The organism is Fibrobacter sp. UWB3 (genome assembly GCF_002210405.1).
In the GTDB taxonomy this organism is placed as follows: domain Bacteria; phylum Fibrobacterota; class Fibrobacteria; order Fibrobacterales; family Fibrobacteraceae; genus Fibrobacter.
On sequence record NZ_MWQJ01000012.1, the window covers coordinates 79,133 to 94,510 of the forward strand.

General features: G+C 49.0%; 11 protein-coding genes. 10 read left to right on the forward strand and 1 reads right to left on the reverse strand.

Annotated elements, in window-relative coordinates; all coding sequences use genetic code 11:
- Window positions 1–142: 142 nt before the first annotated feature.
- Complete coding sequence (locus B7991_RS12720) at window positions 143–1,264, reverse strand: GGDEF domain-containing protein (RefSeq protein WP_254917972.1); 1,122 nt, start codon at window positions 1,262–1,264, stop codon at window positions 143–145.
- Between the two features lie 273 nt (window positions 1,265–1,537).
- Between B7991_RS12720 and B7991_RS12725 the strand changes: the two genes are divergently transcribed.
- The 10 genes from B7991_RS12725 to B7991_RS12770 all read left to right on the forward strand — a co-directional run bounded on the left by B7991_RS12725 (window position 1,538) and on the right by B7991_RS12770 (window position 15,322).
- Complete coding sequence (locus B7991_RS12725; protein WP_088631159.1) at window positions 1,538–2,566, forward strand: VWA domain-containing protein; 1,029 nt, start codon at window positions 1,538–1,540, stop codon at window positions 2,564–2,566.
- A 373-nt stretch (window positions 2,567–2,939) separates the two neighbouring features.
- A complete protein-coding gene (locus tag B7991_RS12730; RefSeq protein WP_088631160.1) occupies window positions 2,940–4,460 on the forward strand; it encodes a pitrilysin family protein in 1,521 nt (506 codons plus the stop codon).
- A gap of 20 nt (window positions 4,461–4,480) precedes the next feature.
- Window positions 4,481–5,563: a hypothetical protein gene (locus B7991_RS12735; RefSeq protein WP_088631161.1), complete on the forward strand. Its 1,083-nt coding sequence runs from the start codon at window positions 4,481–4,483 to the stop codon at window positions 5,561–5,563.
- Window positions 5,564–5,566: 3 nt separating this feature from the next.
- A complete protein-coding gene (locus B7991_RS12740) occupies window positions 5,567–6,223 on the forward strand; it encodes an RNA methyltransferase (RefSeq protein ID WP_088631162.1) in 657 nt (218 codons plus the stop codon).
- 61 nt (window positions 6,224–6,284) lie between these two features.
- A complete protein-coding gene (locus tag B7991_RS12745) occupies window positions 6,285–7,205 on the forward strand; it encodes an MlaD family protein (protein WP_088631163.1) in 921 nt (306 codons plus the stop codon).
- A 7-nt stretch (window positions 7,206–7,212) separates the two neighbouring features.
- Window positions 7,213–7,485 (forward strand): HPr family phosphocarrier protein, encoded by a 273-nt coding sequence (locus B7991_RS12750; protein ID WP_088631196.1) that lies wholly within the window; start codon window positions 7,213–7,215, stop codon window positions 7,483–7,485.
- Window positions 7,457–9,289 carry a phosphoenolpyruvate--protein phosphotransferase gene (gene ptsP / locus B7991_RS12755; RefSeq protein WP_088631164.1) on the forward strand — a complete coding sequence of 611 codons (1,833 nt, stop codon included), beginning with the start codon at window positions 7,457–7,459 and terminating at the stop codon, window positions 9,287–9,289. The genes B7991_RS12750 and ptsP overlap by 29 nt, the downstream gene beginning before the upstream one ends.
- A gap of 20 nt (window positions 9,290–9,309) precedes the next feature.
- Window positions 9,310–11,589: a transglycosylase SLT domain-containing protein gene (locus B7991_RS12760; RefSeq protein ID WP_088631197.1), complete on the forward strand. Its 2,280-nt coding sequence runs from the start codon at window positions 9,310–9,312 to the stop codon at window positions 11,587–11,589.
- 3 nt (window positions 11,590–11,592) lie between these two features.
- Window positions 11,593–12,426: an EamA family transporter gene (locus tag B7991_RS12765; protein ID WP_088631165.1), complete on the forward strand. Its 834-nt coding sequence runs from the start codon at window positions 11,593–11,595 to the stop codon at window positions 12,424–12,426.
- Window positions 12,427–12,544: 118 nt separating this feature from the next.
- Window positions 12,545–15,322: a CotH kinase family protein gene (locus B7991_RS12770; RefSeq protein ID WP_235002884.1), complete on the forward strand. Its 2,778-nt coding sequence runs from the start codon at window positions 12,545–12,547 to the stop codon at window positions 15,320–15,322.
- Window positions 15,323–15,378: the final 56 nt, after the last annotated feature.

Sequence of the window (15,378 nt, forward strand, 5' to 3'; positions counted from 1 at the left end):
ATGGGGCTTGCCCCCATCCAGTAAAGTCTAGTTTCAAGAAATGACTGGATTCTTCGCTTTTGAGACTTTGTCTCATCGCTCAGAATGACGATGTTTGCCTTCGTCATTCTGAGGGCATAGCCCGAAGAATCCAGTTAAGTTTTTAGTCCTTCGGGGCGGGTGTTTCTGGTTTGTAGCAGTTCTTCTTGGCTTCGGCAAAGATCTGCGAAATATTGCTCGTAGAGATGTTTGAAATTTCGGCGTAGTGCAGGCTAAACGAAATCTTCCACGAAGTCATGTCAGATTGCATGCTGTCGCGGTCGCATTCGCGTACGAGCTTTTGGCAGAAGGCTTCGATTTCAGAAACTTCATCGCGTTCCATGACAATCGAAAACTGGTTCTCTCTAGTCCTTGCGAGGAAGGCGTTTTGCCCTCTGCACTGGCGCTTGAAGAAAGAGGCGAGGTCTGCAATCACGCGGTCAGACATTTCGTAGCCGAAGTTGCGCACGATTTCCTTGAAATAGTCCACATCCATAACGAGAAGGAAGAGTCGCTTGCTCGGGTCCTGGTGCTGCGTGATGTACTGGAGGTAATCGACCAGTCGAATTTTGTTGTTCACGCCAGTCAGCGGGTCAGATGTGATTCTGTACTTCAAAAGTGTAACGTAGACGTGTAGGAGCGTGAGGGCGAAAATCGGATCGGTGAGCGGAACGTCTGGAATGAAATACTGGATAATGCAAGCGCAACTTGGCACGAAGGCGATAAACGAGAGGTAGAACGCTTCTTTTCGGTTGGTGGAGTTCTTTTGCGTAATGGCATGTTGGATGCCGAGGAACATTGTGGCGAAGATGTAAATGAAGTTCAGCCCGATAAGGAACGGTAAAAGGCGCCTGAACTGGAGTGACGTCGTGTGGCAGTCATTTGTAAAACCGTAAATGCTGATGCCAATGCAAATGAAAATGCCAATAATGCTCGGTGTCGAAAAAAGCGGGAACAGGTGCTTGTAAGAGTAAACGCTCTTGCGGATGCGGAGGAAGATGAACGAGAACCACAATTGCGCAAGTAAAAGCGAAGAACTCAAGCTCAGTGCGTAAAGAACGGCGTATATGACGCAAATTTTCTGGTTACTGGAGTACAGGTCGCTTTGCATGTGGACCGAGTAAAGCATCTTGGTCACGGTACTCAACACGATATAGATGATGGTGTCGATGATGGTGAAACCGAGAATGCGCTCTTCGAGGTGCCTGAGAATGCTATCCCTGAACTGTAGCAGTGTAATGAGCAATACTGCTATGCAAATGATATTGATTTCTATTAAGCTTGGATAAGACATTTTCGCAACCTAACCTTGAAAAGAAATATAATTATTTGAAAGCTTTTCGTATGAAGACTTTATGAAAAGAAAACAAAACCATTTTTGAAATTTCTCTCGACGATTTCTTTTGATTTGTTTTTAGTTTTCTAGCCTCGCGTTATTTGGTGAAAGGAAGTTTTTTTTCGTAGACTTTTGTATATTCTTGGTGCTTGTTTGATGCAAGGAATTTTATCGGAGTAGATAATGAGATTTGCAGAACCGAATTTTTTGTGGGGCCTTTTTACTCTGCCTCTATTTGCGCTTTTGTTTGTCTATGCTTATCATCGTCGTAAAAAATTAGCAGCCCGCTTTGTCTCGCTTTCGATGCTTTCTAAACTTTCGACGAGCGTCTCGCCGTGGAGGCGCCTCACGAAGGTCCTGCTTTTGCTCCTTGCTATTGCTTTCTTGTTTGTGGCACTTGCCCGTCCGCAGTGGGGCCGCAAGATGGAACATGTGGAACGCCGCGGTCAGGACCTTGTGCTGTTGCAGGATATTTCGCTTTCGATGCTTGCCGAAGATGTAAAGCCGAACCGCCTGGTGCGTAGCCGTCATGAAATTTCTGCATTTTTGGAATCTCTCACGGGGGATCGCGTTGGCCTTGTGGCATTCAGTGGCGAGGCGCAAGTGATGGTTCCTCTGACGCTTGATTACGGTACTGTGCAGATGGTGCTTCGTGAACTCAATCCGGGCTGGCTTATGCCGGGCACGAATCTCGAAAGCGCAATCCGTAAGGGAATGACTTTGTTCAAAAATTCCGGTGGCGCTAGCCAGCATTCCGTGATGATTCTCATGAGCGATGGCGAAGAACTCGAAGATGCTGCCGTCAATGCCGCCAAGGAAGCCGCTGAACTTGGCATCAAGATTTACACGATTGGTATCGGCTCTCGCGAAGGCGTTCCTATACCGCTCAAAAGCAAGAATGGCGGAAGTGTCTACAAGAAGGACATGCAAGGCAATATCGTAACGACACGCCTTGAAGAAGGGACGCTTCAGGAAATCGCAAACGTGACGGGTGCGCTCTACTTTTATGCGAGCCCGGGCGAGTTCCAGCTGCAAAAGGTCTTGACCGAAATAGCAACGCTCGAAAAGAAAGACCAGAGCAGCGACCGCATGGAAAATTATCAGGACCGCTACCAGATTTTCCTCGGGCTTGCAGCCCTCCTGTTCTTGATCGAGGCTGTCATTTCGGAACGCGGCCGCCGCCGCAAGCAGCTCAACGGAAGATTCAGTTAGTCTTTGGTCAATGGTCATTAGCTATTAGGATATGTCTTGCCCGCATTCATGCGGGCATTTTTATTACAAGATGGAGATTCCCGCTCAAGGCGGGAATGACATAGAGTGGGCGGGAATGACATGGAATGAAAAAAGGCCCGGCGCGCTCGCGTCGGGTCTTTTTCATAGGAGGGATTGAAGAAGCCTTCCTGGTGGGGCTTGTGTCTCGACTGGAGAACTGTGCGGAAGCCGGAGGTAGGCTTACTACGCGTGTTGTGGCCACTAGGAAGGCTCAATTATTAATATATGTCTAAATACAGAATGGGGAGCGATAAACCTTAAAATGATTGGTCTATTTTGGAATGTTCCCGATTAGTTTACTATTTTCTACTTGATGAAAACGAATTATATGATTCCTGCCGCTGCTTTTGCGGCTTTAGTGGCTTTGACATCATGTTCCATGATGCCTAAAAAAACGTCTCATGTTAAACATACACCGGATATGTATGCCACCGCTGCAGAGAGCTCGAGCTCTGTTTTGCCTGCCGGGAGCAATTTGCCTGAACACTATAGCAAGATTGAGTTTCCGGAATATAAGTACGTGGCCCCGTATCCGAAGGATTTCCGTGTGCAAATTGCTGATGGCATTACGGGCTATATCGTAAGCGACCGTTCGCTCCCGCTGGTGGATTTTACGGTTTATTTTGAAGAAAGCAACTTGCCGCAGGTCTTGAAGGATGAAGCCGCCTTTGAAATGGTGGGCTCCATGATCCGTCGCGGTTCAGGCGGCGGGATTACTCCGCACGTGCTCGAAGACTCCCTGGAATTTGTAAGCGCCTCGATTTCGACAAGCGTCGGTACGTTCCTCTCGGCTTTCGACATCAACTGCCTTTCTGCGTATTTCCCGTCTATGCTTGAGCTTTCAAAGAAGGTTCTTACGGACCCGTCTTTCGACAAGAATCAGCTTGAAATCGTAAAGGCGAATTACGTTACGGCATACGAACGCCGCTTTGAAACGCCTGCCAAGGTGCTTTCGGCACTCAAGTCCAAGGTGAACTATGCGCCGAACCCGAGACTTTGGGATGCAAACGCCGCTGAGTACAAGGCAGTGACTGCCGCCGATGTGAAACGACTTGCAAAGGGCGTCTTCTCGTCCAAGCGCATTGTGTTTGCTCTTGCCGGTGATGTGGATAAGGATTCCGCTGTTGTGGCACTCAAGAAGTTCTTTGCGGACTGGAAAGTGGAACCTGCGAAGACCGAAAAGCCAAAGCCGACGCCACTTACCTTTGCCCGCAAGCCGGGTGTCTATGTCGTCGACAAGGATATCACGCAGGCGAACATCACCATGAACCAGCCATTTGTGAAGCGCCCGCATCCGGATTACTATCCGACCGCTGTGGCTAGCTTCATTTTGGGCGGTGGTAGCTTCAGTTCTAGACTCATGAACCGTGTCCGTAGCGATGAAGGCCTTGCCTATAGCGTCTATAGCACGGTTGGCAATGACTACCGCGATACGGCCATGACGACGATTGCTCTCCAGACGAAGGTGGAGACGGTGGATTATGCCATGAAGCTCATTTTTGAAGAAGTGGAAAAGCTTGCAAAGGACGGCCCGACTGCCGAAGAACTTTCCCAGGCTAAAAAATCCCTGGTCGAGAGCCTGCCGAGCCTTTTTGATTCCCCGGCATCAACGGCTTCGATCTTTGCAAAGGGCGAATTGCTTGGCAAATCGGACAATCATTATATAGATTATGTGACGGAAATCAATGCGGTGACGGCTGAACAGGTCAAGGCGATGATCGCTAAGTATTTTGATAGAGAAAAAATGACTATTTCGATTGTCGGTCCTGTCGCCATGTTCGATTCTCTGAAACCGTTCACGGTGATTCCGCTAGATAGTCTTGAATTTAGATAACCTTAAGGAGCGAGGTCTATATGCAGGGAAAGAGTTTGCGTTTTTCGTTGTTGATGTGCTTTAGCGTCTTGATGGTGCTTGGCTCTTCTCTGTCTTATGCCGCTAAAAGCGTTTCGGTATCGGAGGTCTCCCGTCGGCAGCTCTTGATGAAAATGAAGAACAATGCCGACAATATGCGCTCGTTCTGTTCGGGCATGTACAAGTGCCTGGATATCAAGTACGAGGCCTGTACAGATGTCGATATGAAGCCGTGGCCGAAAATCGAGTACAACAACGAGTTTTGTGCTCCTTATAAGGAAATTGTCAAGCGCGGCTTTTCGACCGATATCAAGGCGCCCATGATGACGGATTTGTTCATGCGTCTAGGCCGCCAGTACAGGGCGATTTACGAAAGCGAAGGAACTCTTCCGCTCGAGGTCAACGAAATTACGTTCCTGTTTGATAATATGCCGTTTACGGCGGACTTGATTAATGCGTATTTGGAATCGGAATACACGCTGGAGTACAACAGTACGAACCGCCGCTATTTCTCGGGCGGTAACGGTCATGGACTCTCGGGTGATTTTTACTGGGCGTTGCAGGACAGTGCCGGCGTAAAGCCCATGCTTCGCAATATGTTCTTTGGCTATGGCTACGCGCAGATTTTGAAGTGGTCGCTCAAGGGAACGGCTGTCGCATTCCTGGACATGGACCTTGTCGCTCCGAGGACGCTGAAGTATAAGCTCACCGCAGTCGTGTTCCCTGGAAATTCCGTGCTCAATTCCATTATGCAGTTGAGGGTCTTCAAGAGCGTCGTGAATTCGAAGATTGACGATGTCGTGAACGATATCAAGAAGGCGGCATCGATGTACTACAAGGGCAATCGTAAACCTCTTAAGGAAAATGCTAAATTGCGGACTCCCGAAAATATCCGCCATATCGAGGAATTCGATAAGGTTGTTTCGGGCGCCACTTGGAAACTCGGGGATGCTGAACGCATTGAACGTCGTCAAATGGAACTTAGCGCTCCGAAGCCGGTCGTTAGGCCGGCAGAACCGAGAGAACCTAAGGAACCGATTGATTCTCCCGATTTCAAAGCAAATACTTTTATCAAAAAGGACTAGAAAATGAGTGAACCTAAGGATTTGGAAACTTTGCTTGCACGTGTGACGGAACGCCGTCGTGAACTCTTGACGTCTGTGGTCAATCGCCGTACGCGTCATTTCTGCATGGTGCTTGAAGACCTGTTCGATCCGCACAACATTTCCGCTGTTATCCGTACTGCCGAGGTCTTTGGCCTCCAGGATGTTCATGTCATCGAAGAAGACAACGCCTACAGTGTGAACAAGTCCATTTTGAAGGGCTCTTACAAGTGGATGAGCATTTATCTGTACAAGAAGCGTATGCTCTGCATGGAAAAGCTCCGCGCCAAGGGCTACAAGATTGCTGTTGCAAGCACGAATACCACGAACTCCGTGCTCGACCTTGATTTGAGCCAGCCGATGGCATTCTACCTGGGCAGTGAATTCCATGGCAACCATCCGGATACGCTTGCCCATGCGGACTATGAATTCAAGCTTCCGCAGTATGGCATTACCGAATCGATGAACGTCTCCGTGGCCGGTGGCGTGCTGATGACTTACCTTGATGTGTTCATGCAGAAGCAGGGCCGCGAAAAGTTTGCCTTGCCGCAGGCGGAACGCGACGCTTTGTTGCTCGATTGGCTTGACCGCCATGTGAACGGAATTGAAACAAACAGCCCCATCGTGAGGGTGGAGGGATAATCCTCTTATTTTTCGAGAGGCATCCAATGCCAATCGCAAAATATGCTAGATTGTTTTTAGAATGAAAAAGAATACCGCTTTATACTTCTCCGTCGGACTTGTCGTTCTTCTTGCCATTTTCATCTTGATTTTTGGCATGTTTTTCTTGAACGAGAAGGATCTGCGTGAAACGTTTGACGTGTACCACTTGCGCTTTACGCAGGTGAGTACGCTTGTTTTGGATGACCCGGTCAAAATCAATGGCGTGAAGCTTGGCCGTGTGGAATCCATTGAACTTGCTGGCCACCGCGTCGTGGTGACGGTCAGGCTCAAGTCCAACGTGAAAATCCCGAAAGATTCCGAAATCCGCGTGCAGAATATCGGCATCATGGGTGAACGCCAGATTGGCATGATTCTCGGCGATTCCGAAGAATACTACGTGCCGGGCGATACGATCACTGGCCAGTTCGATGCGGGCATTGCCGAAGCGCTTGGCCTTGCCGGTGAAGTTTGCGATTCCACGAAGGTGCTCTTGGAAGCGGTCAAGACTGCCTTGAACGGGACAATTGCAAATCCGGATTTCCAGGACCGATTCAAGACGCTTTTGGTGAAGGCTGAAAATCTTGAAGACCGATTGATGTCCCTTGTGACGACTACCGATCCGCAGCTCAAGAAGAGCCTTGCGAACTTGAACAAGGTGACGGTCAAGGTGAACGAACTTGTCGATGGTGTCAAGGAACCGATCAATGGTCTTTTTGCCGGAACGGACAAGGTCATGGGAAATGCAAACCATTTGATCTCCGAACTGGAAGATGTGACCAAGCACTTGGATGGCCTGATCGCCAAGGTGCAGTCCAAGATGGATTCAAAAGACAATACGGTGGGCATTTTGCTGAACGACAGACAGCTGCATGACGACTTGGTCAAGACGGTGCGTTCTGCGGACAGCCTGTTCAAGATTATCTTGCAGGATGGTCTTGACATTAATGTGGATTTCTTCTGAGGAATTGATGATTACAAAGTTACTTACTGTTTCCAACAAACTGGGCATTCACGCTCGTCCGGCCGGTATGATAGTTGATATCACGGGCCAGGCAAAGAGCAATGTGTCCATTGTATTTGATGGTTCGAAGGCCAATGCGAAGAGCATCCTTAACGTGATGATGCTTGCTATCCCGGCTGGTTCCGAAGTGAAATTCGAAATCGATGGCGAGGATGAAGAGTTAGTCGTTCAGCAGTTGGAAAAGCTTTTTGATGACCACTTCAACGAAGAACCCTGCTGATTTTGTAGCGAAGACCGCCAATGAAGTGAAGTCCCAGAGGATTGAACTCGTTGGTGTGCCATCGTCCCCTGGCTTTGCCATGGGTACGGTTTTTCCTGTTGCAAACCGTGAATTTTCTGTGGTCGATGAGACTCTCCCGGAGAGCCGCCTTGCTGCAGAAGAACAGATGTTCCTGAAGGCCATCAGTAAGACCTCCAAGGAAATTGCCCAGATTAAGGAAATCTCGGAAACCAGAGCTGGCGTCAAGGACAGCCTGATTTTTGCAACCCACCTGATGATCTTGCAGGATCCGGGACTCGTGAATGGAGTTCTCGACAAGATCAAGAAAAAACACAAGAATGCGAAGTGGGCGGTACATGTCGTATTTGGCGCCTACATCGAAAAGTTTGAAAAGATCGACTCGCCTGCCATGCGTGACAAGGCGGCAGACCTCAGGGACTTGTATAACCGCCTGATGTCTGCGATGGACGACTCCGGACCGGTATTGGAGGATGTGTCTGACGAAGAAGGCATTGTCCTTGTAGCCCATGAGTTTGTTCCAAGTTTCTTGATGACGCTCAAGCCTGGTCAGGTGAACGCCATCGTGATGGATACGGGTGGCCGTACAAGCCATGTGGCCATCTTGTCTAGAGCATTGCAGATCCCTGCAGTCTCAGGCCTTAGAAATGTTGCTGCCCTCGTCAAGAGTGGCGATACGATTATTGTTGACGGTGCTGATGGTAAGGTTATCATCAACCCGAACGATGAGGATATCCGCAAGTTCCACGAACGCCAGGAAATGTTCGAACGCCAGCGCCGTGAGCTTTTCACGATGCGCCAGCTGGAGCCGATGACTCGCGATGGCAAGTACATTGTGCTGCACGCGAATATCGAAATCCCGACCGAAGCAGACAAGGTAACGGACTTTGGTGCTACGGGTATCGGCCTTTACCGTTCGGAGTTCTTGTTCTTCAAGAAGGATACTCCGACTGAAAAGGAACAGGAAAGTGCCTATAGGCATATCCTCGAAAAAATGGATCCGTATCCGGTTGTCATCCGTACGCTTGATGCCGGTGGCGATAAGCTTGTTTCGGGGGTTTCTGCGGTGAACGAATCGAACCCGTTTATGGGTTGGCGTTCTATCCGCGTGTGCCTTGACCGCGAAGATATTTTCATCACGCAGTTGCGCGCCCTGCTGCTTGCAAATACAAAGGGCAATTTGCGCATCCTCTTGCCGATGATTTCGAGCATGACGGAACTGCGCCGTGCGAAGGCCTGCATTGCCAAGGCCCGCAAACAGCTCGAAGACGAAGGGCATAAGCTCCCTGTCGTGAAGATTGGCTCGATGATCGAAGTCCCAGCTGCTGTGATGATTGTAGACAAGCTTGCTAAGGAAGTGGACTTCTTTAGCCTGGGTACAAACGACTTGATCCAGTTTACGCTTGCTGTTGACCGTACAAACGAACTTATTACCGACATGTTCCAGCCGCACCATCCGGCAGTGCTCAGCATGATTTACCAGACTGTGGTGGCGGCACACCGTGAAGGAATCCCGGTGGCGGTTTGCGGTGAAATGTGTACGGACCCGATGAGTGTGCTTTTGTTGGTTGGTCTTGGTGTTGATGAACTTTCGATGACTCCGTGGAGCGTGATGACGACGAAGAAGATTATCCGCTCCATCAACTTTGAAGATGTTCGTGATGCTGCGTTGACTGTTTTGCAAATGGATGATGCCGAGAGTGTGAATGAGTTTTTGCATAAGAAGTATGCTCAAACGATTATGGAACTTGGCATATCCGGTTTTGTGGGACAGGTTGAAAAATAAAACAGTTGGTTGGTTTGCCGATGAAATTATTTTATTCATTATTACTTGCATGTGCAGCCGCCGTGTGTGCACAGGTGGATGGCTCGGTGTATTCTTTGTACAAGACTCCGTTCTCGGATCAGGAAATGATCGCTCCGGATCAGTTCCAGGATGCCGTTGTCCGCGCTGCGCGTGCCAAGAAAACGATGAATGATATTTCGATTTCGCAGAACCACCGTGATTTTGCGCGTGCTGCTTATTACTATTACAGTGGCCAGTGGGATAGCGCCTATGCGGCTTATAATTCCTTGCGCCATCGTGAACCGGAACTGCTTGGAACGGTCGTGCTCCGCATGGCGAAGGCGAACTTTAAGCAGGAAAAGTATGCCAAGATGCGCGAAACGCTCCGCCTCGAAAAGAGCCTGGAAAATGACAGGGCTTGGCGCGATGCGGCGGACCGCTTGAGAATTGAAGCCTCGATGGCGGATTTCTCGTTGAACGATGTGGCCCGTGCAGATTCCCTGATGGTGTTCCTCAATGGAAACCCAGATGGCGACGATGTGGACCCGCTGAAGTACCGCTATGCCCGCTACTTGGAAGATTCCTACCAGCTGAAGCAGGCGAAGCGCATGTACATGAAGCTTTTGACGAGCCGTACTTCGTACAAGGATTCGGCTTATGCTTCAATCCGCCGCCTGAGAGAAGTCCTTGGCGCCCCGGAATCGCTTGCCGAAAAGGTCGCTTATGCCAAGATGGCCTGCACGAAGGACGAGATGAAAAACTGCCTCGTGCTGCTTGATTCCATCCAGATTATGGATGCACAGCAGGCTCAGAAAAATCCGGCCTCAGTTGTGGTGCTCGACGATCCGGCTTATGCGCGTTTAAAGAAGAGTACGCTTGATTTGAACACCCGCATAGTCTTGTGGGAAAAGCGTGCTGCAGCCTTGCGTGCGCTCAACCGCAGTGATGCCGCCATTGAACAGTACCGTTACCTGATCGAGAATGTGGAACCGCGTCCGTCCTGGATTCAGGCAATCTTGAAGCTTTATCGCAAGGAAGCAGCAGGGCTGTTTGACGAAGAAATCCACAGCTACGATTCGCTTTTGCAGGATGTAAGCCAGTTCAGTACCGAAAACGCCAACAACCTCTGGTTGCGCGGTTTTGAGTTCGAACAGAAGCTGATGTACGACAAGGCTATTGAATGCTATACAAAGCTCCTCCATAAGCGTTTCAAGAATAATTTGAAGCGTCAGTGGGCGAGATTCCGCATTGGCTACTGCTACTTTAAGCGTGGCATGTGGGTTGAAGCGGCTGCATATTTCCGTGATGCGACGAAGGATCCGTTCCTCTGGAGCGGTAGCGCATCCAGGATGTTCCTTGGCGATACGTACAAGAAGATGGGTGAAGATTCTCTTGCCCGTGCCGCTTACCTCGACTGTATCAAGGATTTCCCGCTTTCGTATTACGCGCACCGCAGCCGCATGAAGCTCTTGGAAAATAAGCTGTTGCCTGCGGACAAGATTCCGTACGCTCATGGCGTGCCGATGTCCCATGCCGCAACGATGGACTGGATCCGTTCGGTCAACAAGCTCGGAAAGCCGGACGCCTCCTATAGCAAGGAACGTTACGAACGCATCAAGAAGCTGTTCCTCTACGGCTTTGAAGAAGAAGCCTTTAGGCTCTATGAAGAAATCAAGAAGAAAAACTTCAAGCGCATGGACTTCTTGTACGAATACGGAAAGCTGTTCTATGAAATGGGCGAAACGGCTGCCGGTTACAGGCTTGCTCGCCAGTTCCAGGCAAAGATGGATAGGCGCTTGTTTATGTCGCCGCCGATTGATGTGCTGCATTACCTTTTCCCGGTCCCGTATGCTGACCCGGTGGTTTACTATTCGGGCACGAGCATTGATCCGTTCTTTGTGTATAGCGTGATGCGTCAGGAATCGATTTTCGATTTCCAGATTACATCACCTGCGGGCGCCTGCGGCCTCTTGCAGATTATGCCTGCGACGGGCAAGATGCTTGCCGACAAGGAAGAAATCTCGGGCTTTAATCCGAAACGCTTGTATAACGCCTACATGAACATCCGCCTAGGTATTCGTTACTTGGTGGACTTGAAGGACGAATACAAGAACGACTACATGTACGTGCTTTGCAACTACAATGCGGGCCCGAAGCCGACGAAGCGCTGGCAGTCTGAAAGCGAAGGCCTCCCGTGGGATTTGCGCGTCGAAGAAATCAGCTACTGGGAAACCCGCGACTACGTCAAGCGCGTCATGGGAAACTACTGGATCTACAAAGAAATCTATGACGGGATTTAGCGGATGCTTTTCCTGCTCTTGACAATTGGTCCTGCGTTTTTATTTGCTTGTGGAAACATCCTGGAGAAATCCGGGGTGTCTGCTGTTGGCAAGCGCACGGGCGGCACCTCTAGACCTTGGGAATTCTTCAAGGGCGTTGTCACAAATAAGTTCTGGTGGCTAGGTATTGGTTGCTCGGGGCTTGCAACGCTTGGCTATTACATTGCCATGGCCCAGTATGACTTGAGCCAGGTGCAGCCGATGATGGTCTTGAATCCGGTGCTGACGGCGCTGATGGGATTCTGCATTTTGAAAGAGATCTTGACTAAGCGCATTGTCGTTGCGATTTGCTTTGTCGTGGCGGGCCTCCTTTACTCGGTCGAAAATCTCGGGGAATCGACGGCGGTGCAAAATGTCGGGACGCTTTGGCTGTATGCGGGCGGACTCAGTTTTGCGACTTTGATCGCTCACCTCTGGGTGAAGGACCGCGAGATGGTGGATTCGCTCATCATGGGCGTTGGCTTTGGTCTTTCGGCTGCTTTTTACAAGAGTCTCGCGATGGACTTTGACCTCGACAATATCGAATTTTCGTCGGTGGCGAACTTGATTTTGGATTTTAGGACGCTTGGCTATGTGGCAACTTACGGCATTGCATTCTTGTATTCGCAGGTGTCGTTCTCGCGCGGGCGTGCATTGTTCATTATCCCGTTCAGCGCTGCGGTCGGGGCTGCTGTGCCTACGCTTGCAGGGGCGCTCGTTTTCTATGAGGCTTTTCCGATGGGCAAGGTGATTTCTGTGTCGCTTGTGCTGATTGGGGCGTGCTTATTTATTGTTCGCAGACCGCGAAGGAAAAAGTAAGCTTTGTGTAGTGTTTTAGTGGCCTGTGCATGTAAAAACCGCCTAAAAAGTATTCATTTAAAAAGTTATACCACCTTAAACTGCATATATATTTAAATTCGGATGTTTGAGGTGTGTGGTGCAAAAAATTTCCCCTTTATTTTTGCTGTTCTGGACGCTTGGCTTTTTAGCTGCGTGTACAGATTCGAACCCTGTTATTACCACAGGATCTGAAGAACCTGGAGTGGAGTATTTGCCGGTGGCAAAGCCCCCGTTTTCGGGGAATTCTCCAGTTGTCATTTCTGAAATTAATACCGTGAACCTGGTGTACGAAGACCATGAAGGTGGCGATGCCGGGTGGATTGAACTTTATAACAGGTCTTCTGATACGGTGAATCTGTCGGGTATGTACTTGACGGATGATGCCAAGGATCCGTTGAAGTGGAAATTCGGCAATGTGCTGATGGCCCCGAATTCGTTTATGGTTGTATTCATGTCTGGAAAGAACTTGCCTGATTTCGTGGCTCCGCATGATACGATCAGTATGGTTGGCCCTGGTTGCTGGGTGTGGACGGATGCACAAAATGAAGAGACTCCGGGTGAAAGCTATGCGGATCCGCTCGAAGGCAAGGATGAATTCTGCTTCGAGGAAAAAGGTAAGTCCATGTTTGGCGCAAAAATGCGCTTGATGGAAAATGACTTGCTCGGCTGGTCTTCAATTTCTGCTTTTGTTGGGACGGGTTCTTCGGATAAGACGGACGATATCGATATTTCGAGTACGAATGAAATCTTGTTGAACGCCTACATTACAAAGGACCGCAAGGTTTCTATGCGCCTTGCGCAGCCCAATGTCGATGACTGGAAGGGCTATGAGTATGTGCTTACCGGAACGGGGGATTCTTCGACGGTGTACCGGTTGGTCTTGCCGCAGGGGGGCTCGTACCCTGACTTGGAGCATATCTACGGTACTCGTTTTAGTCCCGAAGATATGGAAATGCAAGAAGTCGAGATGAAGGCGTTTTCGTACATCGCCAGAAATCGTGGCCATGAACCGCATGCAAATTTCAAGCTTGAAAAAAACGGTGGGAACATTTATCTGCTGGATGGTAATGGAGAGATCCTTGATTTTGTCGACTATCCCAATCTGCCGTCTGAAAAGTCGTGGTCGCTAGGAACTTTGGATGATGGAACTACGGCAAGCTTTGGCTATAGTGAACCTACTCCTTATGATTTTACTGTGGGGGCTGTGGTGTCGACGCGCTCGCCTGCGCTGGATTCCTTGACGGTAGCCCCTTCTTCGGGCTTTTATACGAACTCGTTTACGTTGACGTTCCCGCAAAGCGCTGCTGTACGCTGTGCAAAAGGGGGGGATCTTCCTACGGCAGAAAGCTCTGTGGTGACTTCGTTAAAAGTGAATTCTACTATGACGATTCGTTGTGCGTCATTTGTCTCTGAAATGCTTCCCGGAGAAGAGCTTGTACGTACTTATGTCTTTGAAAAGGCTCCGTCTGTTCCGGCGGTGTTCCTGACGGCAAATCCGAATTCGCTTTTCGATCCTGATTCCGGAATTTATGTGAAGGGCCCCGGAGCAAATGAAGTCTCGCCTTATTACGGCTCCAATTATTGGCAGGATAAGGAAATCCCGGTGTTTATCGAATTGATGGAATCGGGTGCAAGTGAACCAGCCTTTGCAAAAGCTGCCGGACTCAAGATATTTGGAAACTACAGCCGTATCAAAAAGAAAAAGTCCGTTGCGATTACCTTCCGCGAACAGTATGGCGACAAGCGTCTGGATTACAATCTTTTCCCCGAATTTCCGGGATTGAAAAAGTTTAAGAGCTTTATTTTGCGCAATAACGGCAACAATTTTGGAAAGGACTATATCCGCGATAGGCTTGCCAGTTCTGTAAGCGAGGGTCTTGGCGTGGACTATCAGCGTGGGCGCTTTGCCGTGGTCTATTACAATGGTGAATATTATGGCATCCATGATATCCGCGAGCGTTCTAATGAACATTATTTTGAAACGCATTACGGGATGGATCCTGACGCAATCGACCTGCTGGATGCGAATAATAAGGCGTCTTCTGGGAATGCCATTGATTATGCCGCTTTAATGGACTGGATTGAATCGAATAATCTGGATGATGAAGAAAATTATGCATATGTGACATCGCAAATGGATGTTGACAATTATCTCAATTACGTGCATACGGAGCTGTATGCCGACAATCGCGACTGGCCGGCGAATAACCTCAAGAAGTGGCGCAATACAAGCTTACAGACAAAATGGAAATGGTTCCTTTATGACTTAGATTTTGGTTTCGACAGCGGAAACAGTATGTTTACGTACAACATTTTTAAATTTATTACGGAAGAAAATGGTTACTCATGGCCGAATGGCCCTGAACATACTTTGCTGTTGCGCCGATTGCTTGAAAATCCAGGATTCAAGGCGGCCTTTATCAATCGCATGGCGACACTTCTGCAGATGAATTTTGAAAGCTCAAAAGTCCTTGCTCGCGTGGATAAGATGATGTCTGAAATTGAATCGGAAATTCCGCACGATCAAAAAAGATGGGAACATGATGCATCTGAAATGGATGATCAACTTGAAAAGATTAAGGAATTTATTCGAAATAGAGCGTCGACATTGACTAGCGAACTTCAGGAATATTTTGAATTGGGCGCGGTGGCTCCTGTAACTTTGGCTGTCGATGGCCCGGGACGGATTCTCGTTCACAATCTCCCTGTCGAATCGTCGAAATTGACGGTGGACTTCTTTGAAGGATTCCCGGTGACTCTGTATGCAGAAGCCGAAACAGGAAGTACTTTTGTAGGTTGGAGCGATGGCGAAACAAGTCCGAAGCGCATTATACAGCCAGAATACGCAAGTACGGTCACGGCGCTCTTTAAATAGGCCGTTTGGGCATACTTATAGCTTACAAAAAACGCACTTTTTACGGAATGCGAAAA

Bases quoted from the DNA above. Each gene is read 5' to 3' on its own strand.
- B7991_RS12725 (WP_088631159.1), top strand. From the start codon at position 1,538: ATGAGATTTGCAGAACCGAATTTTTTGTGGGGCCTTTTTACTCTGCCT.
- B7991_RS12765 (WP_088631165.1), top strand. From the start codon at position 11,593: ATGCTTTTCCTGCTCTTGACAATTGGTCCTGCGTTTTTATTTGCTTGT.
- B7991_RS12760 (WP_088631197.1), top strand. From the start codon at position 9,310: ATGAAATTATTTTATTCATTATTACTTGCATGTGCAGCCGCCGTGTGT.
- ptsP (WP_088631164.1), top strand. From the start codon at position 7,457: ATGACCACTTCAACGAAGAACCCTGCTGATTTTGTAGCGAAGACCGCC.
- B7991_RS12750 (WP_088631196.1), top strand. From the start codon at position 7,213: ATGATTACAAAGTTACTTACTGTTTCCAACAAACTGGGCATTCACGCT.
- B7991_RS12740 (WP_088631162.1), top strand. From the start codon at position 5,567: ATGAGTGAACCTAAGGATTTGGAAACTTTGCTTGCACGTGTGACGGAA.
- B7991_RS12730 (WP_088631160.1), top strand. From the start codon at position 2,940: ATGAAAACGAATTATATGATTCCTGCCGCTGCTTTTGCGGCTTTAGTG.
- B7991_RS12745 (WP_088631163.1), top strand. From the start codon at position 6,285: ATGAAAAAGAATACCGCTTTATACTTCTCCGTCGGACTTGTCGTTCTT.
- B7991_RS12735 (WP_088631161.1), top strand. From the start codon at position 4,481: ATGCAGGGAAAGAGTTTGCGTTTTTCGTTGTTGATGTGCTTTAGCGTC.